This window comes from Microbacterium sp. W4I20 (assembly GCF_030816505.1).
Classification (GTDB): Bacteria; Actinomycetota; Actinomycetes; order Actinomycetales; family Microbacteriaceae; genus Microbacterium.
This window is the reverse complement of the sequence record NZ_JAUSYB010000001.1, coordinates 665123-683561: the sequence shown is the minus strand read 5'-3', so window position 1 is coordinate 683561 and position 18439 is coordinate 665123. Positions and strand designations below refer to the sequence as shown.

Sequence of the window (18439 nt, the reverse complement as noted above, 5' to 3'; positions counted from 1 at the left end):
CATGAAGATCGCCCGGTTCAGCCACGACGACGCCATCAGCTACGGGATCATCGACGGGAGCGACCTCGTCGTGCTCGCCGGAGACCCGATGTTCACCGGATACGAGACCACCGGTGCTCGGGTTCCTCTGGCGGATGCCGCGCTGCTCGCACCCGTCATCCCGCGCTCGAAGGTCGTCTGCGTCGGCAAGAACTATCACGACCACGCGGCCGAGATGGGGGGAGTGGCACCGGAGGAGCCGCTGCTGTTCCTCAAGCCGAACACCGCTGTGGTCGGACCCGGCGATGCGATCGTGCGTCCGACCCTGTCCGAGCAGACCGAGTACGAGGGCGAGCTCGTCGTCGTCATCGGCAAGATCGCCAAGAACGTCAAGGCCGCGAACGCTCTCGACTACGTGCTCGGATACACGATCGGCAACGATGTGACCGCGCGCGACCTGCAGCGCAAGGACGGCCAGTGGGCGAGGGCGAAGGGTTTCGACACCTTCTGCCCGCTCGGACCCGTGATCGAGACGGACTTCGACCTTTCCTCCGCGACGATCGAGACCCGAGTCAACGGCGAGGTGCGCCAGCAGGCGCCGCTGACCGACATGATCCACTCGGTCCCGGCCATCATCGAGTACGCCTCCGCCGTGTTCACCCTCCTTCCCGGCGACGTGATCATGACGGGCACGCCGGCCGGTGTCGGCGCGTTCGGTGCGGGCGACGTCGTCGAAGTCGAGATCTCGGGGCTGGGGATCCTGCGCAACGTCGCACGCGACGCCGTATCGGCGTCATGACCGGCGTCGCCTTGACGGCGGCGCAGCAGTCGGCCGTACAGCGGCGCACCGTGCTGGTGCTCTCGTTCGGCCAGGTCCTCGGCGGCATCGCCTTCGGAGCGACGGTCTCACTCGGCGCACTGCTGGCCGCGGACATCTCAGGCAGTGATGCTCTGTCGGGACTCGCGACGGCATCCGTGACGCTCGGCGCCGCGGTGTGCGCCATCCCGCTGGCACGCTTGGCGGCGAGGGTCGGCCGTCGCCGGGCGCTGACCCTCGGGAACCTGTTCGCACTCGTCGGCATCGCGGTGGTGATCCTCGCGGCATCCGTGCGGGTCTTCCCGCTGCTGCTGGCCGGCATCCTGATGATCGGCGCGGGCAACGCCGGCAACCTGCAGTCGCGGTTCGCGGCGACCGACCTCGCCGCGCCGCAGCATCGCGGGCGGGATCTCTCGATCGTCGTCTGGTCGACCACCATCGGCGGCGTCGCGGGCCCGCTGCTGCTCGGACCGGGCGAGATCGTCGGCGCGGCGATCGGGATGCCGCCGCAGACGGGCTCCTACGTCTTCTCTTTCGTGGCGCAGTGCGCGGCACTCGTGCTCTACGTCGTCGCCCTGCGGCCCGACCCGCTGCTCGCGGCGCAGCGGCTGGCGAAGGCGGCGGCCACGGCGACCGGCGCTCGTATCGCCGACCGCCCCTTGGTGGCGCGCTACGCGATCTTCGCGGTGGCGGGATCCCACGTCGTGATGGCCTCCGTCATGGCGATGACTCCGGTGCACCTGTCGCACATGGCGCACGGCGCGCACGGGATGGCAGCCACACCCGCCGACGTGTCCGCCCTCGTGGGCATCACGATCGCGCTGCACGTCGGCGGCATGTACGCCCTGTCGCCGCTCTTCGGCGTGCTGGCCGACCGGTGGGGTCGCCTGCGGGTCGTCCTGCTCGGCCAGGTGCTGCTCGGCGGGGCGCTGGCGTTCGCTGTCTTCACCGGCACGGAGACCTGGGGCGTCATGGTCGCCCTGATCCTGCTCGGCCTGGGCTGGAGCGCGGCCACGGTCGCCGGTGCTGCCCTGCTCACCGAGGCCTCCGCGCCCGAGATCCGCACGCGGCGACAGGGGCGCAGCGACTCGCTGATGAGCCTGTCGGCGGCGGCCGGGTCGATCCTCGCCGGGGTGGTGCTGTCCAACTTCCAGTACGCGGGACTCGGCATCGCGGCATCCGTTCTGGTCATCGCGATCGTCGCGCTGTCGCCGCTAGGGCGGACGACGCGATGAAGCCGTGGGCGGGTGTCGGCGAGGCGTACGCCGCCTCTTACGCCTCGCTGTGTGAGGGCACCGGCGATGCGCTGGCAGCGACGCTCGGGTCGGGCGAGGGAAGGCGACTCCTGGACGTCGGTTCGGGCACGGGCACGCTCGCGGCACGGTTCGCGATCGAGGGCTGGTCGGTGACGGCGAGCGATCCCGAGCCCACCATGAGAGCCGTGGCCGAGCGTGAACATCCCGGCGTGCGCTTCGTCGACGGCGCGCTCCCTGACCTGCCTTTCCCGGATCACGACTTCGAAGCGGTGACGGCGAACTTCGTGCTGAATCACGTGGCGGATCCACGGGCGTCGGCGAGGGGCATGGCGCGGGTCGCGATGCCCGGCTCGCTCCTCGCGGCCACGATCTGGCTCGAGTCGCCGTCGTGGTTCTGGGTCGACGTCAGCGCTCGCGCGGGGCTCACGCCGAGCGCGGGGGAGCGCCTCCCCGCGGACAAGGAGTTCGAGCGCACGCCAGCAGGATTCGGCCGCATGCTGGCGGATGGGGGATGGGTCGCCACCGACGTCGCGGAGCTCTCCTGGACATGGCACGTGGCGCCTGCCGCGCTCTGGGCCTCCGCCGAGGGAGGCGTCGCGTCGGCCGGGCTGTTCTACCGCGGGCTCGACGAGTCCGACCGCCGACGGTTCCGTGCCGCGTTCGACGAACTCGTGGTGGAGCACGAGACGGACGGCATGATCGCACTCGAGCACACCGCGGCGGTGGCGATCGGCCGAGCACCCTGAGCCGCACGGCGTCGCATCCAGCTCGACATGAGCGACGGATGCGACGCCGAGCCGGGCCGCGCGGCTCAGGTGTACCAGGTGGGTTCCGGCACCTCGTTCAGGAGCACGTACTGCCCGACCTCCCTCTTCTTGTAAGCGATCGGGTCGTGCAGGCTGTGCGTGCGGAGATTGCGCCAGAAGATGTCGAGGCCGACGGAGTTCGCGGTCGCCCGTGCGCCGGTGAGTTCGTAGACCTTGGTCGCCACCTCGAGGCCGTCGTCGACGATGCGGAGCTTCCCCGCCGCGATCCGGACGGCGATCTCGCCGCGCCGCCGGGCCGTGAGCTCCTCCCGCGGTGCATGCAGCACGGCGCTGATCTCGGCGCCCGCGGCATCCAGCAGCGCCTCGTCCGCCCAGAGCTTGGACGCCAGCGTGCCGTACCCCTCGAGCAGATACCACTCGTCGGTCGCATGCTGCTTGTCGTCGCCGCCGAAGGGCCACGCCCGGGTGGTGGTGCGCGTGTAGGCGGATGCCGTCTCGAGGGCGCCCTGGGCGATGCCGAGGTAGAAGTTGGCGAAGACCAGCTGGATCGTTGGCACGTTCAGCGTGTTGTAGGTGAGCGGCTGGAAGACCCTGTCCACGAATCCGGCGGCGGACGCCCAGGGGACGCGCACATCGCGGATCTCGACCGACCCGGACTCGGTGAGCCGCTGACCCAGATTGTCCCAGTCGTCGGCGAAGACGATGCCCTCCTGTGCCGTCGGCACGATCGCGAAGATGTGCGTCTCCGTACCGTCGAGCACGCCCTCGAGCACAGTCAGATCGGAGATCTGGCCGCCGGTGGAGAATGACTTGCGTCCGGAGAAGACGAGCTCGTCGCCGTCTTCGCGGATGGTCAGGTCCGAGTCGCGCGGATTGACGGCCCCGCCGAACACGAGATTGTTCGCGGTGTAGAGCTCTTCGACCGCGGCGATCTGCTCGTCCGTCGCCACGAGCCGCGCCGCCCAGGCCCAGAGATAGTGGTAGCCGAGCACCTGGCCGATCGACCCGTCGCCTCGGGCTACGGTCCGGATCACCTTGTACGCGGTGTCCCAGGTCTCGCCCGCACCACCGTGCTCGCGCGGGCCGAGCAGGGTGACGAGTCCGGAATCCTTCAGCAGCTGCACCTCCGCATGCGGGGTCGCGTTGGCGCGGTCGCGCTCGACGGCGTCGACGGCGAGGATGTCGGCGACCTCCCCGGCCCGGTCGAGCCATCCGACGCTGGTTCGTGGTGCCGCCGCGTCGCTCCAGCGGTTGTTGATTCCTGTCGTCACTGCATCCGTGATGGTCATGTCGTCGCCTTCCGGTCGGGGTGTGTGCCGCAACGATAGAAGCGGGCGGCGGATCACGGCCGGCGGATTACCCCGGGTGAGGCTCTGTTTCTCCGGGTGTCTCCGTACGCGGTTCGTGACGGCGGCCACCGGCCCAGGGCGGCGTGGCATCGGCAACTAGAATCAGAGGGCTATGGCTACTCCTCACCCCCTCACCACGACTGCACGTGGTGCCGACGTCCGCGTCCGCTTCTGCCCCTCTCCGACCGGCTTGCCGCACGTCGGTCTGGTGCGCACCGCCCTGTTCAACTGGGCGTACGCCCGGCACAACGGCGGCAAGATGGTCTTCCGCATCGAAGACACCGACGCCGCGCGCGACAGCGAGGAGAGCTACCGCCAGCTGCTCGACGCGCTGACCTGGCTCAAGATCGACTGGGATGAGGGCGTCGAGGTCGGCGGGCCGCACGCCCCCTACCGGCAGTCCGAGCGCCACGACATCTACCGCGGCGTCATCGATAAGCTTCTCGCCTCCGGTGCGCTGTACGAGAGCTACTCCAACGCCGAGGAGATCGACGCGCGCAACGAGGCGAACGGTCGCGCCAAGCAGCTCGGCTACGACAACTTCGACCGCGAGCTGACCGACGCGCAGAAGGAGGCGTTCCGTGCCGAGGGGCGCCAGCCCGCGCTGCGCCTGCGCGTCCCAGACGAGGACCTCACCTACGTCGACCTCATCCGCGGCGAGGTCACCTTCCCCGCGGGATCATTCCCCGATTTCGTGGTCGTCCGCCCGAACGGCATCCCGCTCTACACCTTCGTGAACCCGGTCGACGATGCTCTGATGGGGATCACGCACGTGCTGCGCGGCGAAGACCTCATGCCCTCGACTGCACGTCAGCTCGCGCTGTACGCCGCGCTGATCGATGCCGGCGTCACGACCTTCGTGCCGCGCTTCGCGCACATGCCTCTCGTGCTGGGCGAGACCGGCAACAAGAAGCTCTCCAAGCGCGACCCGCAGGCCGATCTCTTCCTGCACCGCGACCGCGGGTTCATCCCGGAGGGGCTGCTGAACTACCTCGCTCTGCTCGGATGGTCGATCGGCCACGACCGCGACGTGTTCTCCCTCGAGGAGTTCACCGCCGCCTTCGACATCGAGAACGTGAACCCGAACCCGGCCCGCTTCGACCAGAAGAAGGCCGAGTCGATCAACGGCGACCACATCCGGATGCTGGCCGAGAAGGACTTCGCGGAGCGGACGGTTCCGTACCTCGCCGCCGCCGGGCTGTTCGACGAGCCCACGCGCGAACAGCTGGTGCAGGCCTTCCGCGTCGCACCCCTGGTACAGGAGCGCGTGCAGCTGCTGGGGGAGGTGCCCGGCATGGTCGGATTCCTCTTCACCGACGATGTCTCCTACGACGCGGACGCGCTCAAGGGTCTGCCGGCGAACGCCGCGGAGGTTCTCGACGCCTGCGCCGCGGCCCTCGAGCCGGTGACCGAGTTCACTCCGCAGAAGATCCAGGACGCCCTCGCACACGCCCTCGTCGAGAACCTCGAGCTGAAGCCGCGCATCGCCTACGGCCCGCCGCGCGTCGCCATCACCGGCCGCCGGGTCTCACCGCCGCTGTTCGAGTCGATGGAGCTGCTAGGGAAGGACGAGTCGCTGCGGCGCCTGCGAGGCCTGTCGGCCTTCCTGGAGAGCTGAGAATCGGCCACTGAGGACGACGCGCCCGGGTGGCCGTGCGGGACGGGCCATTTTGGTGTTCCGGCGCCGCTCGGGTAGGCTTGATTCTCGGTGCGAGACTCCGGTTTCGCCCTTGGGGTATGGTGTAATTGGCAACACGACGGTTTCTGGTTCCGTTATTCTTGGTTCGAGTCCAGGTACCCCAGCAAGATGAAAACCCCCGCTCAGGCGGGGGTTTCTTTTTGTATCAGCCCACACGTCCGGCGCTCCTGCCAGACTGGCGGGATGACTGCGAAGCGCATCCTCTTCATCGGCGGTACGGGCATCATCAGTGCGGGAAGCGTCTCGCGGGCCCTCGAAGCCGGTCACGACGTCAGCGTGCTGAACCGGGGCACGACCGGCATCCGCCCGCTGCCTTCCGGCGTCCGATCGATCGTCGCCGACATCCGCGATCCCGAATCGACGAGAGATGCGCTGCACAGCGCGGGCGGCGACTTCGACGTCGTCGCGGATTTCCTGTCCTTCACGCCCTCTCACGTGCAGGCGAACATCGACCGGTTCGACGGGCGGGTCGGGCAGTACGTGTTCATCAGCTCGGCCTCCGCCTACCAGACGCCGCCGACGCGCCTGCCGATCGTCGAATCGACCCCCTTGCGCAACCCCTATTGGCGGTACTCCCGCGACAAGATCGCGTGCGAGGACCTGCTGGTCGCCGCGTATCGAGAGAGCGGCTTCCCGACGACGATCGTGCGCCCGTCGCACACCTACGATGCGACCCTGATCCCCACGCTCGGGCAGTGGACCGACATCGCCCGCATGCGCGCGGGCAAGCCGGTCGTGGTGCATGGCGACGGCTCGACGCAGTGGACGATCACGCACACCCGCGACTTCGCCGTGGCGTTCGTCGGACTTCTGGGGCACCCCGATGCGGTCGGCGACGTCTTCCACATCACCGGCGACCATGCGCCCACCTGGGATCGGATCTACCGCTGGATCGGCGAAGCCGCCGGCGTCGAGCCCGAGCTCGTGCACGTCGCCTCCGACACGATCTCCACCGTGCATCCGGACTGGGCCGGCGGCTTGCTCGGCGACAAGACGCACTCGATGGTCTTCGACAACAGCAAGGTGAAGGCGCTCGTTCCGGAGTTCCGGACCACCGTGACCTTCGACGAGGGGGCGCAGGAGATCCTCGCCTGGTACGACGCACACCCCGAGCGGCAGGTCGTCGATGCCGAGCAGGATGCCGCGTTCGAGCGCATCCTCGCGCTGCCGCGCAGCTGAGGGACTGCTCGCGATCGTAAGCCAGCGCCGGTCCGGGCGGCCGGTGTGACGATGTCCGAGGCATCGGGCAGAATTCTCTGGTGACCGGCATGAAGACCTTCTGGATCGCGCTCCCCACCGAGGGGCGCTGGCTGCTCTCCACCGTGGCGATCCAGACGCTCGGGCGCGGCATGACTCTGCCGTTCACGATCATCTACTTCCACGAGGTGCGCGGTTTCGATCTCGGGGTGTCGGGCGCGCTGATGAGCCTGATCGCGATCACCGGGCTGGTCGTGACGGGTCCCGGCGGCACGCTCATCGACCGCCTCGGGGCACGGCGCGTGCTGATCGTCGGACTGCTCGCCATGATCGCCGGGTGCACTCTGCTCGCTACCGCCACGCATCCGGCGGTAGCCGCCGTCGCGGTGATGCTGATCGGCGTGAACTTCGGCGTCTCCTGGCCGGGTTTCAACGCGCTCATCGCGAGCGTGGTCGATGGAGAGGTCCGTCAGCAGTACTTCGGCGTCAACTTCGCCCTGGTGAACCTCGGCATCGGCGTCGGCGGCATCATCGGCGGCTTCTTCGTCGACGTGCACGATCCCACCACCTTCACGACGATCTTCCTCATCGACGCGGCAAGCAGCCTCATCCCGTTGGCGCTGCTGCTCGGACCTCTGCGCCGAGTGCGTACGCAGGCCGATGCCGACGGCGACGCGACCCCTTCCGGAGGCTACCGCGAGATCCTGCGGCGACCGGCCGTGCTCTGGCTGACGCTCCTCACCTTCTTCGCGGTGTTCATCGGCTACGGACAGCTGGAGGCCGGGTTCCCCGCCTTCGCCCGTCAGGTCGCCGAGGTGTCGACCCAGGTGGTGGGGCTCTCGTTCGCGGTGAACACAGCCGTGATCGTACTGCTGCAGTTCGCCGTGCTCCGACTCATCTCGGGCAAGCGGCGCACACGGGTCATGCAGGTCATGGCGCTTCTCTGGGCGCTGTCCTGGGTGGTGCTGGGCGCCACCGGCTTCCTGCCGGGATCGCTCACCGCCGCTATCGGCGTGATCGCGTTCATGGGCGTCTTCGCGTTCGGCGAGACGATGCTGCAGCCCACCGTTCCGGCGATCTACAACGACCTCGCCACTGACCGCACCCGCGGCCGCTACAACGCGATCAACTCGGCCGCCTTCCAGGGTGGCGCGATCACGGGCCCGCTCGTCGCCGGCGTGATGCTCGGCGAGGGGGTCGACGGTTGGTTCGTCGGCGTCATGGTCGCCGGCAGTGTCGCGGTCGGCGGGCTGGCGATCGTGCTGGAGAGGGTCGTCCCGCCGAAGGCGAACGGCGTGCCGGATAGCACGCCGGAGCGCGAGACGCCACTCCCTTCCGCCGGGGGAGACGCACCGGCAGCGTAGTGATCGAGCGGCTCGACCTTTCGCAGCGGCCGCGGAACCAGGAGGCACGACGCATGGCGGCATTGACCCGGGTGATCCCCGGCGAGGACCCCGGTTTCCGTCGCGTGCGATCGGGGCGCGGTTTCCGTTACGTCGATCAGACGAACTCGCCGGCACCCGACGCCGATCGCGAAAGAATCCACGACCTGGTCATCCCACCCGCGTGGACGGACGTCTGGATCTCGGCGGATCCGCTGGCGCACATCCAGGCGGTGGGGGTCGACGAGGCCGGCCGTAAGCAATACCTGTATCACCCGCTGTGGCGCGTGTCCCGCGATCGACGCAAGTTCGTGCGCTCTCTCGACCTGGCGGCCGCGCTGCCCGGGGCACGCGCTCAGGTCACGCGCGCGCTCCGCGATGAGGGGCAGACCAAGGAGCGCGCTCTCGCGGTCGCTTTCCGGCTGCTCGACGATGCGGCCATCCGCATCGGGTCCGAGCGCTACCTGGTCCGGCACGGCAGTCGCGGGCTGACGACTCTGCGCCGTCGTGACGTGCGCGTCGACGGTGCCTCCGTCGCGTTGTCCTTTCCCGCGAAGAGCGGGCGCACGGCCTCCATCGAGATCACCGACGCATCGCTCGCCGATGCTCTGACGGACTTCGCGGTCGGATCCCCGAAACAGTTCCTGCTCGCGTATCGGAAGGGTCGCAAACGGGTGCGGATCACGCCCGCAGAGGTCAACAACTACGTGCGCCACGTCACCGGAGCATCGTTCTCGGCGAAGGACTTCCGAACTCTGCACGGCACCATCGTCGCGGCTGATGCCCTCGCCCGGATCGGCCCTCTCGACGGCCGAGGAGACCGCGGGAAGGCGGAGCGTCTGGCGGTGCAGGCGACGGCGACCGCACTCGGAAACACGACCGCGGTCGCTCGCGGCAGCTACATCGACCCGAAGGTGTTCCGCCTCTACGCGCGGGGAGAGACCCTCGACATCTCCGTGTCGCCCGAGACCGCCATCCGACGTCTGTTGGGCGGACCGAAGAAGGCGCGGAAGGCCAGCCGCCGGTCTGCGTCCCGACAGGCTCGGTGAGACGAGGGGAACCGCGACGTCCGTGAGGTTTCCTCTGGAATGACAGGATAGAAGCATGGACACCGCCAACCTCAGCCGGGACGAGACTGCGGCGCGATCCGCGGCCGTCGCCCTGCGCAGCTTCCGTGTCGAACTCGATCTCACCGGAGCGCCCGAACGTGCGCGGACAGGTTTCCCCACCGCGACGACGCTCGAGTTCGAGTCCTCCACCGACACGACCTGGCTGGACTTCATCGGCGAGGAGGTGCGCCGGCTCGTCGTGAACGGCGTGGAGCAGGAGATCGTCTACGACGGCGCGCGGATCTCCCTCTCGGGACTGGCCGGAGCGAACGTGGTGCGGGTCGAGGCGATCGGCGCCTACAGCAGGTCGGGCGAGGGGCTGCACCGTTTCCACGATCCCGTGGACGACGCGACCTACCTCTACACCCAGTACGAGCCCGCCGACGCGCGGCGCGTGATGGCCTGCTTCGAGCAGCCCGACATGAAGGCTGCGTACACGTTCGTGATCGATGCGCCGTCGGGCTGGGAGGTGCTGTCCAACCAGGCGCCCGCACACACCGACCTCGGAGTGGGCGTGCAGCGGGTCGAGTTCGCGCCGACGCTCCCCATCTCGAGCTACATCACGGCGGTCGCCGCGGGCCCGTACGCGCGCGTCAGTGGCGATTGGCAGCGCGATGAGCAGCGCATCGAGCTCGGGGTCTTCGTGCGTCGCTCGCTGGCGCAGCATCTCGAGGCGGACGAGATCCTCGAGGTCACGCGCCAGGGCCTCGACTTCTTCACGGATGCTTTCGCCTACCCCTACCCGTGGGGCAAGTACGACCAGATCTTCGTTCCCGAGTACAACCTCGGCGCGATGGAGAACCCCGGACTCGTGACCTTCACGGAGGGCTACATCTCGCGCGGAGCCGCCACCGAGGCGCAGCGTGCCGGGCGGGCCAACACGATCCTGCACGAGATGGCACACATGTGGTTCGGCGACCTGGTCACGATGAAGTGGTGGGACGACCTGTGGCTCAAGGAGTCCTTCGCGGACTACATGGGTTCGCACGCCTCCGCCGTGGCCACCCGGTTCCATGACGCCTGGGTCACGTTCGCCGCGAAGCGCAAGGCGTGGGCGTATCAGCAGGATCAGCTGCCGACGACGCATCCGATCGTCGCCGACATCACCGACCTCGAGGCGGCGAAGCTGAACTTCGACGGGATCACCTACGCCAAGGGTGCGGCGGTGCTGAAGCAGCTCGTCGCCTTCGTCGGCGACGACGCCTTCTTCGAGGGTGCGCGACGGTACTTCGCGGCGAATGCCTTCGGCAACACCACGCTCGAGGACTTCCTCGTGCAGCTGAGCGCCGTCTCTGGGCGGGACATGAGTGACTGGTCGGCCGCCTGGCTGCAGACGTCAGGCATGTCGGTGCTGTGGATGGAGACGGATGCCGAAGGCCACCGCCTCCTGATGCAGAGCGACCCGCGCCCGCACCGACTCCGGATCGGCCTGTACGACCGCGTCGACGGTCGCATCGTGCGCCGGGAGCAATCGGAGCTCGACATCACGGGCGCGCGGACCCCACTGGAATCGGCCGACGCCGACCTCGTGCTGCTCAACGACGACGATCTCACCTATGCGAAGGCGCGCCTCGACGAGCGCTCACTGGCCACCGTGGAGGAGTCGCTCTCGGCGATCGAAGACCCGCTCGCGAGGGCGCTGGTGTGGTCGGCGCTCTGGAACGCCACGCGCGACGGTGAGCTCGACGCGACGCGATACCTCGCGATCGTCCGTGCGCACGCTCCGGCGGAGTCGAACATCGGCCTGATCTCCGGCGTCCTGGCGAATGCGGCGTTCACGCTGCGGCACTTCGTCGATCACGCACGTCGCGACGAGCAGCAGCGCGAGTGGACGCAGGCGACCTGGGCCGCACTCGAGGCCGCCGATGCCGGTAGCGACGCCCAGCTCTCGTGGGCGAGGGCTCTGGCGACGGCATCCATGTACGACGACGCGCGACACGCGGAGGTACGGGCCCTGCTCGACGGCGACGTGCCGGACGGTCTCGTCGTGGACCCCGATCTGCGCTGGGAACTCCTCACCGCACTCGTCACGACCGGTCATGCCGACGTGTACGACATCACGGCGGAGCAGGAGCGCGACGACACTGGGAGCGGACGCACCGCTGCGCGGCGCGCCCACGCTTCCCGCCCTGAGCAGGCCGTCCGCCGGGTCGCGTGGGAAGCGGCGTGGAACGACCTCTCGCTGAGCAACGACCACCTCGACGCCGAGATCGCCGGTTTCCGGGCCGGCGGACGGCGCGATCTGATCTCGGGTTTCGATGCCGAGTACTTCGCCCGCATCCGCGACGTCTGGGGTGCGCGCAGCATCGAGCTGGCTAGGAGACTGGTCGTCGGGCTGTTCCCGGCGAGCGACTCGCTGCAACTCGTCGACACGTGGCTTGCGGAGCACGAATCTGCTCCGGCCGCGCTCCGGCGCCTGATCATCGAGCAGCGCGACCACCTCGCGCGCGAGCTCCGCGTGCGGGCGGGAACCAGCTAGGCGGGGGAGACCTGCATCCCCATGACGGTGCGCACGATCCACGGGTGCGCGCGGTCGTCATCGATGTGCGTCATGCCCAGGTTCTCGGCGACTCCGCGAGAGGCCGCGTTATCGGGATGGATGATCGCCGTGAGGAGCATCGGCGCGAACTTCCGCGCGACGAGGTCGACGCACGCTCGCGCGGCCTCGGTCGCGTAGCCCTGGCGCTGCCTTTCGCCGACGACGTGATATCCGACCTCGAGCACCCGCACGTCGTTGACCGACTGCCAGGTGATGCCGCAATCCCCGACGAACGTGCCGTCGTGCGTCTCGATGATCCACAGACCGTGTCCGAAGCGGTCGTAGCGCTCCTGCATCCGCTCGATCCACTCGGCGCTCTCCGCGCGGGTCTTCGGCGCCGGGTAGAAGGCCATCACCTCCGGATCGCCCAGCATCGCGGCCATCGCGTCGAGGTCGTCGTGCGTCATCTCCCGGAACCGCAGCCGGGTCGTGGGAGACGGCAGGAGCCGTTCGATGCCCACGGTCAGAGATCGAGGGTGTCGCCCGATTCGAGGACGAAGAACTCGCCGCCGTCCTGCTCGGTCGCCCACTGCAGCCGCTGCCGGTGCATGTTCTTGCCGATGACCGACAGGGTCATGTCGTGGGTGCCGAACGCTCGGCGCGGCTTGACGGCGAGCACGTAGTCCATCGCCTCGCCGATCTTCAGCCAGGGGGCGCCGAGTGGTGCGGCGAGCGTGTCGACCTCGATGCCCTCGGGGACCGCGTAGGAGTCGCCCGGGTAGTAGAGCACGTCGTTGATCAGGACGCCGACGTTCTCGACGGTCGGGAGAGAGGAGTGGATGACCTCGTGGGTGCCGCCGAAGAAACGCAGCGCGAAGGCGCCGGCCTCGATCGAGTCTCCCGGCGCGACGACGGTGATCTCGTACCCGTCGGCTGCCGCGGCCACACCGGAGGGCGCGTAGATCGGAGTCCCCGGTGCGTCGCGCAGGATGCGGTCGAGGTGGTCCGAGGTCCAATGGTCCGGATGCTCGTGGGTGATCACGACGCCGACGAGCGTGTTGAGGTCGGTGAGGGGGGTGGTGAAGGACCCTGGATCGATCAGGAGGGTCTCATCGCTCTGGTCGATGCGGAGGGTGGCATGTTCGAACTTGGTGACGCGCATGAGACGAGTCAACTCCTTCGAGGGCCGCTCGGCAAACACTGTCTGTGTGCGCCACGCCCGGGGACTCGGCACAGGTCGCCTCGATTTTGCGGAGCGAGAATCGGCATGGCATACTTGAACGGTTGTCGCGGGACGGAAACGCTCCGCAAGACGGCCCCATCGTATAGCGGCCTAGTACGCTGCCCTCTCACGGCGGTAACGCGGGTTCGAATCCCGCTGGGGTCACAACACCCGAAAACCCCCGGTTCGCCGGGGGTTTTCGTCGTTTCAGACGACTTTCTCCCGCGCCGCGCCCCGCGTCAGCCAGAGTGCTGCCCCGGCAGCGAGAGCTGCGATCCCGGCGAGCGGGAAATCGAGCCCGTAGGCGGTGATCGCGATGATCGGCGCGACGAACACCAGCACCGCCCCGATCGTCGCCGCCCGTGATGGATGACGGGGGAGGCCGGCCTTCGGGACCTTCTCGAAACGCACCAGCCACAGCGAGAGCAGCCACACCGCGGCGAGCACGATGACGAGGAACACGGGGCGCGTCCACCACCACACCGCGCCCCCCGGCGTCGGCAGAGGGACGGGAAGCAGCAGCTCGATGCCGATGAGGACCATGATCATCGGCAGATGCCACAGGTAGATCGTCATCAGGCGCGAGCCGATCAGGAAGACGGCGCCCTGCGCCGGGCGGGTGCGCATCAACGCGGTGAGAGGTGCACGCAACAGGGTCAGCGCAGAGGCCTGGATCACGGCGAGCACCGCCATCGTCGCGGTGGGCGGCCATTGATTGCCGAGCATGCTCTGCGTGTAACCGCCGAGCGACACCAGACCCCAGAGCGCGGCGTACCCTCCGGCGATCAGCAGGAGCAGCTGCCACCAGGAGCGCTGCAGGAACCAGCCGTCGTAGAGGAAGAAGCCGACCTGCTGGGCGAAGAGCCACACGAACACGATGTTGGGGATGCCGAACAGCTCCTGACCGAGCCCGTACCCGCCGGGCGGCACCGGCTCGATGCCGAGGACTCCGCCGACGAACAGGAATCGGAAGGCGTCGACCGCGAGGGCGGCGGCCAGCAGTACCAGAAGCACCCATGCCCCGTGCCGCTCGTGCAGGCGCATCATGACGGGAGCCAGCGCCTGCGCGATCATGTAGGCCGCGAGGAACCAGAGCGGAGATCCCACGCCGATCGCGATCGTGTCGACGAGCGCGGGGTCGATCCCGAGCATCCGCGTCACGCCGAGCACGACCGTGAAGAAGACGAACAGGGGGAGCGCCGGCCGGGCAAGACGCGCGAGTCGCACCCGCACGTATGTATCCGTGGTCTCTCCCCGGGCGACGGCCGATCTCCAGCCGGCTCTGGCCGCGTAGCCGCCCACCACGAAGAAGAGCGGCATGATGTTCGCGATCCAGGACGCGCCGACGAACCAGGGCTGCGCCTCCACCGTCTTCTCGATCAGCAGCGAACCATCGGGCGCTCGCCCCACGCCGGTGAAGGTGATATGCACGAAGACGACGAGCACGACGCAGGCGACGCGGGCCAGGTCGAGGGTGAGGTCGCGCCCGGCCGGCACCGTGCGAGGAGTGGGATCCAGGGCGGCACTGCTCATGCCGACGACTCTAGCGGCGCGGTGCGCGTGCTCCGGTCAGGACTCGGGACGCAGCGACAGCGTGCGGAAAGTCCGGTTGCTGAGCGGGAGGATCATCAGCGCCGCCATCGCTCCGCCGTACAGGGCGAACGGCACCCAGAGAGCTGTCGCGGACGCCAGCGCGCCGAACGCGGCCATCGCGAGCGGCATGAGGCAGTCGTCCCCGAGCCGGGTGATCGAGCCCATCCGGCCGAGGTACGCCGTGTCGACGGTGGCCGCGAAGGTGGAGCTCAGCAGCACCGATGCGTAGCCGGCGGTCGCACCGATGACGAACGCCGCCGCGGCCACGGTCCACAGGGGACCGAAGCCGAGTGCGGCGATGGCGCCGCCCTGGACGACGAGGGCCCAGAAGCCCGCGTAGGCCTCGCGGCGGGGTCGCCACCGTGCGACAGAGACCGCACCGAGCGCGGCACCGAGGCCGAGGAGTGCCTCGAACAGACCGACCGCCGGCGCACCCCATCCCTCGTCGAGGGCTCGCAGCGCGAGTCCGATGCCGACGGCGGGACCCACGGCGAGGTTGAGCCCGGAGAGCGCGATGACGAGCGTGCGTGTGGTGGGGGCGGCCTTGAGATGAGCGAAACCGCGGGCGATGCCGCGCAGTGGCGACTCCTTCTCGGCACGGGGGAGCGCGAACCGGGGTCGCAGCCAGAGCGCGATGAAGGCGACGACGATCGTGAAGGTCAGTGCGTTCACGGATGCGCTGCCGCTCAGGCCGACGTGTGCGACGAGCACGCCGCCGACGGCCGCGCCGCCCATGGTGCCCAGGCGCGACGCGGTCTGCGCGACCGCGCTGTAGGAGGGCAGGTCCGTGGCCCGCACGAGCTGCCGAGCGACGGTGCCGGCCGATGGCTCGTAGAAGGCGTCGCACACCCCGAACGCGACCGCGGCGAGCAGCAGCACGCCCACCGTCGGCGGTGCCGCGAGCACCCACAGCGCGACGACGACGAGCACGCCGACCCGGAGAACGTTGAACAGCAGCATCACCCGACGCGCGTTCGCTCGATCGGCGAGCACTCCGCCGAACAGCAGCACGACGGCGCGGGGCACGGTTCCGGCTGCCACGATCAATCCGGCCACCGCGGGAGACGCGATCTGCACGGCGGTCCAGGCCAGCGCGATGGTCCAGAGCGCATCCCCGGCATCCGACAGCGCCTTCACGACGATCCAGGCATGCACTCGGCGATCGCGGGAGAACGGCGGCGGCGCGCTCAGCTCGACCGGTTCGATCGCGGTCATCACGGCGCCGTCGGGAACGCGTGCGAGAAGAAGAAGATCGGCACGCGGGGCCTGCCGTCGTCGAGATCGATCGATTCCTGCCACTCGTCGAGAACGCGCCGCACGCGCTCGGACAGATCGCGGATCTCGTCGGGCGACGCCCAGGCCGTCCGCTCCGTGTTGAACGCGTCGTACTCGCCGTACACCGCCTCGCCGCGGCGTCGTCGCCAGCGCTGCAGTCGTTCGATCTGCATCCGGATGCCCTGACGCTCCGCCTCTCGGGCGAGCAGCGCATCGGCCGGTGAGTCCTCGAAGTCGTCCGTCGACCACGACATCCCGCGGCGGGCGAGCTTCCACCAGCTGGTGCGCCGGTCACCGGTCGTGTCCTCCGCGCGCTCCACGACGCCGGCGCGTTCCAGCATCCGCAGGTGATGGCTGATGCTCCCCACCTGGCTGTCCAGTGCGCGGGCGATCGCCGTCACCTGGGACGTCCCGTACAGGAGCAGGTAGTCGAAGATGCGGCGCCGGAGGGGATGATGCACGGCGGTGATCACGGAGATGTCTTCCACGGGAAGAACGCTACGGCCGAGCCCGTCAGCTCACAAGGCTTCTTGTATACCCCGGAAAGACGGGGAAGAGCCGCTCCGAAGGTGATCCGGAGCGGCTCTCGACACCGTCGTCAGTCCGCGTCCGTCTCCGCGGATGCGGGGGCGGGGTTCTCTGAGCGACGAGTGCGCCGTGCCCGGCGGATCAGCCAGACGATCAGCACGATGACCCCGGCGATGGCGAGCCAGGGGAGGATGAAGCCGAGCGCGATGACGAGGGCGTTCAGCGAGACCACGAGGCCGTTCCATCCAGCGAGCAGGCCGTCGCCGAAACCGGCCGGGTCGGCGGTGGTCGGCGCCGCGGTGCGTGTCAGCTCCACCTGCAGACTCGACATCGCGACCTGATCCTCGATCGAGGCGAGCTGCTGCTCGTAGGACTCGAGCTCAGCCTGACGATCGGTCAGCGCGACCTCTGCTTCGATGAGCTCTGACACGCTGCCGGACTGGGCCATCAGCTCGGTGAGTCGCTTGACGGACGTCTGGGTGGCATCGACGCGGGCGCGCAGGTCGATCGCGACCGACGTCACGTCCTGCTTCGAGATCGACGACGACAGCACCTCGCCGGACTCGGCCAGCTCCTCGATGGCCTCGGACAGATCGGCGGACGGCACCCGGATGCTGATCCAGCCGTACCCGGAGTCCGGCGGCGCCGGCTGCGTGACCGTGTCGTCGACAGCGACGGCCTTGCCGATCTCGGTCGTCTCGACGTACCCGCCCCGTTCCTCGGCCAGCGCCGCGATCGCCGCCGCGGCATCCTGGATGTCCTTCACCTGCAGGGTCGCGTTGGCTGTGGCGATGATCGAGCGGTCCGCGTCGACGGCATCCGATCCGACGAGCGCCGAGCCGTCCTCCATCGCCTCGGGGGCGGCCTCGGAGGAGGCATCCATGCTCTTGTCCGGCGACCCGCCGCTCGAGTCCGCGACGGACCCACCCGACATGCCTCCGCCGTCGGCGACCGTCATGCCGCCGGAGCCGACGACGCCGAGGATCGGGGGAGTCACCAGCACGCCGACGACGAAGGCCGCGGCGATTCCGGCGCCCGTGAGCCACCGTCGCCGCCTGGCGCGGGCTCGGACGGCGGCGGGCCGCACGGGCGGGCGCTCGGCGGCGATCTCGGCGAACACGGCGTCCTCGATGCGGACGATCGTACGCTCGGAGAGCTCGGGAAGCTCCTCGGGGGTGGTCTGGTCGTTCATGCGTCTCTCACTTCCTTGACGGCGCCACGCAAGCGGGTGCGCACTCGGGAGAGACGGTTCCGGACGACGGCGTGGCTGACCCCCAGCTCTTCGGCGGCCGCCTGATAGGCGTACCCCTCGGAGGCGCAGAGGCGGAAGATCTCACGGTCGAGATCGTTCAGCGTGCCCACTTCGGCGGCGATCCGAGCGGCCAGGGCCGACGTGATGACCTGCTCCTCGACGCTGACCGTGTCGGGCAGGTTCTCATCGATGGCCTCGGCGGTGTGCGCCTGGTCGCGCCGGCGATGGCGAAGCCGATTCGCCGCCTGGAAGCGGCAGATCGTCGCCAACCACGGCAGGATCGACTCTCCCTGCAACTCGAGCGTCGGGAGTTTCCGCCAGGCGACCACGAAGGTCTCCTGCGTCACATCCTCGGCGTCGGCGGGCGACGCGAGGATGCCCTGGGCGATCCAGTAGACCGGCCGCACATGCGCGCGGTACAGCTCGCGGAAGGCGCTCTCGTCGCCGGCCGCGGCCTGGGCCGCCCACTTCTGATCACTCGTCTGCACGGGCATCCTGATTCCGTTCGGTGTCTCTCACCCGGCAAGTGTCGACG

At 69.1% G+C, this 18439-nt stretch carries 16 protein-coding genes and 2 tRNA genes; 10 read left to right on the top strand and 8 right to left on the bottom strand.

Annotated features, from left to right (window positions below; genetic code table 11):
- The first annotated feature begins 1 nt into the window (after position 1).
- From QFZ21_RS03390 to QFZ21_RS03380, 3 genes are read left to right on the top strand one after another with little or no spacing between them, the layout of a single operon-like run.
- On the top strand, positions 2 to 778 hold the full coding sequence (locus QFZ21_RS03390; protein ID WP_307374433.1) for a fumarylacetoacetate hydrolase family protein: 777 nt from the start codon (positions 2 to 4) through the stop codon (positions 776 to 778).
- Positions 775 to 2031, top strand: a complete 1257-nt coding sequence (locus QFZ21_RS03385; protein WP_307374431.1) for an MFS transporter — start codon at positions 775 to 777, stop codon at positions 2029 to 2031. The genes QFZ21_RS03390 and QFZ21_RS03385 overlap by 4 nt, the downstream gene beginning before the upstream one ends.
- Positions 2028 to 2798 carry a class I SAM-dependent methyltransferase gene (locus QFZ21_RS03380; protein WP_307374429.1) on the top strand — a complete coding sequence of 257 codons (771 nt, stop codon included), beginning with the start codon at positions 2028 to 2030 and terminating at the stop codon, positions 2796 to 2798. The genes QFZ21_RS03385 and QFZ21_RS03380 overlap by 4 nt, the downstream gene beginning before the upstream one ends.
- 65 nt (positions 2799 to 2863) lie before the next feature.
- Here the strand turns inward: QFZ21_RS03380 and QFZ21_RS03375 are convergent, their stop codons facing one another.
- Positions 2864 to 4108, bottom strand: coding sequence for an acyl-CoA dehydrogenase family protein (locus QFZ21_RS03375; protein ID WP_307374428.1), 1245 nt, complete (start codon positions 4106 to 4108; stop codon positions 2864 to 2866).
- A gap of 172 nt (positions 4109 to 4280) precedes the next feature.
- Between QFZ21_RS03375 and gltX the strand changes: the two genes are divergently transcribed.
- The 6 genes from gltX (at position 4281) to pepN (ending at position 12034) form a co-directional block, all read left to right on the top strand.
- Positions 4281 to 5786 carry a glutamate--tRNA ligase gene (gene gltX / locus QFZ21_RS03370; protein ID WP_307374426.1) on the top strand — a complete coding sequence of 502 codons (1506 nt, stop codon included), beginning with the start codon at positions 4281 to 4283 and terminating at the stop codon, positions 5784 to 5786.
- 113 nt (positions 5787 to 5899) lie between these two features.
- Positions 5900 to 5971: transfer RNA gene (locus QFZ21_RS03365), tRNA-Gln, on the top strand.
- A 79-nt stretch (positions 5972 to 6050) separates the two neighbouring features.
- Complete coding sequence (locus tag QFZ21_RS03360; RefSeq protein ID WP_307374425.1) at positions 6051 to 7046, top strand: SDR family oxidoreductase; 996 nt, start codon at positions 6051 to 6053, stop codon at positions 7044 to 7046.
- A gap of 89 nt (positions 7047 to 7135) precedes the next feature.
- On the top strand, positions 7136 to 8428 hold the full coding sequence (locus tag QFZ21_RS03355; protein ID WP_307381194.1) for an MFS transporter: 1293 nt from the start codon (positions 7136 to 7138) through the stop codon (positions 8426 to 8428).
- Between the two features lie 53 nt (positions 8429 to 8481).
- Positions 8482 to 9495, top strand: coding sequence for a DNA topoisomerase IB (locus QFZ21_RS03350; protein ID WP_307374423.1), 1014 nt, complete (start codon positions 8482 to 8484; stop codon positions 9493 to 9495).
- A 55-nt stretch (positions 9496 to 9550) separates the two neighbouring features.
- Positions 9551 to 12034, top strand: coding sequence for an aminopeptidase N (pepN, locus tag QFZ21_RS03345; protein WP_307374421.1), 2484 nt, complete (start codon positions 9551 to 9553; stop codon positions 12032 to 12034).
- Here pepN and QFZ21_RS03340 read toward each other — a convergent pair.
- Together QFZ21_RS03340 and QFZ21_RS03335 are read right to left on the bottom strand one after the other, a co-directional pair.
- A complete protein-coding gene (locus QFZ21_RS03340; RefSeq protein WP_307374419.1) occupies positions 12031 to 12555 on the bottom strand; it encodes a GNAT family N-acetyltransferase in 525 nt (174 codons plus the stop codon). The genes pepN and QFZ21_RS03340 overlap by 4 nt on opposite strands.
- Positions 12556 to 12557: 2 nt before the next feature.
- Positions 12558 to 13196: an MBL fold metallo-hydrolase gene (locus QFZ21_RS03335; RefSeq protein ID WP_307374416.1), complete on the bottom strand. Its 639-nt coding sequence runs from the start codon at positions 13194 to 13196 to the stop codon at positions 12558 to 12560.
- 152 nt (positions 13197 to 13348) lie between these two features.
- On the opposite strand from QFZ21_RS03335, the gene QFZ21_RS03330 reads away from it, so the two are divergent.
- Positions 13349 to 13421, top strand: a tRNA-Glu gene (locus tag QFZ21_RS03330).
- 42 nt (positions 13422 to 13463) lie between these two features.
- On the opposite strand, the gene QFZ21_RS03325 is transcribed toward QFZ21_RS03330, so the two are convergent.
- The 5 genes from QFZ21_RS03325 to QFZ21_RS03305 all read right to left on the bottom strand — a co-directional run bounded on the left by QFZ21_RS03325 (position 13464) and on the right by QFZ21_RS03305 (position 18398).
- Complete coding sequence (locus tag QFZ21_RS03325; protein WP_307374414.1) at positions 13464 to 14789, bottom strand: acyltransferase; 1326 nt, start codon at positions 14787 to 14789, stop codon at positions 13464 to 13466.
- 36 nt (positions 14790 to 14825) lie between these two features.
- Positions 14826 to 16064 carry an MFS transporter gene (locus tag QFZ21_RS03320; RefSeq protein ID WP_307374413.1) on the bottom strand — a complete coding sequence of 413 codons (1239 nt, stop codon included), beginning with the start codon at positions 16062 to 16064 and terminating at the stop codon, positions 14826 to 14828.
- Entirely contained in the window at positions 16064 to 16612 is a 549-nt protein-coding gene (locus QFZ21_RS03315) for a helix-turn-helix transcriptional regulator (RefSeq protein ID WP_307374411.1), read from the bottom strand. Before QFZ21_RS03315 ends, QFZ21_RS03320 begins: the two co-directional genes overlap by 1 nt.
- A gap of 110 nt (positions 16613 to 16722) precedes the next feature.
- Positions 16723 to 17844 carry a DUF4349 domain-containing protein gene (locus QFZ21_RS03310; protein ID WP_307374409.1) on the bottom strand — a complete coding sequence of 374 codons (1122 nt, stop codon included), beginning with the start codon at positions 17842 to 17844 and terminating at the stop codon, positions 16723 to 16725.
- Positions 17841 to 18398: an RNA polymerase sigma factor gene (locus QFZ21_RS03305; protein ID WP_307374407.1), complete on the bottom strand. Its 558-nt coding sequence runs from the start codon at positions 18396 to 18398 to the stop codon at positions 17841 to 17843. The genes QFZ21_RS03310 and QFZ21_RS03305 overlap by 4 nt, the downstream gene beginning before the upstream one ends.
- Between the last annotated feature and the right edge of the window lie 41 nt (positions 18399 to 18439).

Excerpts from the sequence above, each read along its gene's own strand:
- pepN (WP_307374421.1), top strand. The coding sequence starts at position 9,551 with ATGGACACCGCCAACCTCAGCCGGGACGAGACTGCGGCGCGATCCGCG.
- QFZ21_RS03350 (WP_307374423.1), top strand. The coding sequence starts at position 8,482 with ATGGCGGCATTGACCCGGGTGATCCCCGGCGAGGACCCCGGTTTCCGT.
- QFZ21_RS03310 (WP_307374409.1), bottom strand. The coding sequence starts at position 17,844 with ATGAACGACCAGACCACCCCCGAGGAGCTTCCCGAGCTCTCCGAGCGT.
- QFZ21_RS03390 (WP_307374433.1), top strand. The coding sequence starts at position 2 with ATGAAGATCGCCCGGTTCAGCCACGACGACGCCATCAGCTACGGGATC.
- QFZ21_RS03385 (WP_307374431.1), top strand. The coding sequence starts at position 775 with ATGACCGGCGTCGCCTTGACGGCGGCGCAGCAGTCGGCCGTACAGCGG.
- gltX (WP_307374426.1), top strand. The coding sequence starts at position 4,281 with ATGGCTACTCCTCACCCCCTCACCACGACTGCACGTGGTGCCGACGTC.
- QFZ21_RS03375 (WP_307374428.1), bottom strand. The coding sequence starts at position 4,108 with ATGACCATCACGGATGCAGTGACGACAGGAATCAACAACCGCTGGAGC.
- QFZ21_RS03335 (WP_307374416.1), bottom strand. The coding sequence starts at position 13,196 with ATGCGCGTCACCAAGTTCGAACATGCCACCCTCCGCATCGACCAGAGC.
- QFZ21_RS03380 (WP_307374429.1), top strand. The coding sequence starts at position 2,028 with ATGAAGCCGTGGGCGGGTGTCGGCGAGGCGTACGCCGCCTCTTACGCC.
- QFZ21_RS03360 (WP_307374425.1), top strand. The coding sequence starts at position 6,051 with ATGACTGCGAAGCGCATCCTCTTCATCGGCGGTACGGGCATCATCAGT.
- QFZ21_RS03320 (WP_307374413.1), bottom strand. The coding sequence starts at position 16,064 with ATGACCGCGATCGAACCGGTCGAGCTGAGCGCGCCGCCGCCGTTCTCC.
- QFZ21_RS03325 (WP_307374414.1), bottom strand. The coding sequence starts at position 14,789 with ATGAGCAGTGCCGCCCTGGATCCCACTCCTCGCACGGTGCCGGCCGGG.
- QFZ21_RS03355 (WP_307381194.1), top strand. The coding sequence starts at position 7,136 with ATGAAGACCTTCTGGATCGCGCTCCCCACCGAGGGGCGCTGGCTGCTC.
- QFZ21_RS03305 (WP_307374407.1), bottom strand. The coding sequence starts at position 18,398 with ATGCCCGTGCAGACGAGTGATCAGAAGTGGGCGGCCCAGGCCGCGGCC.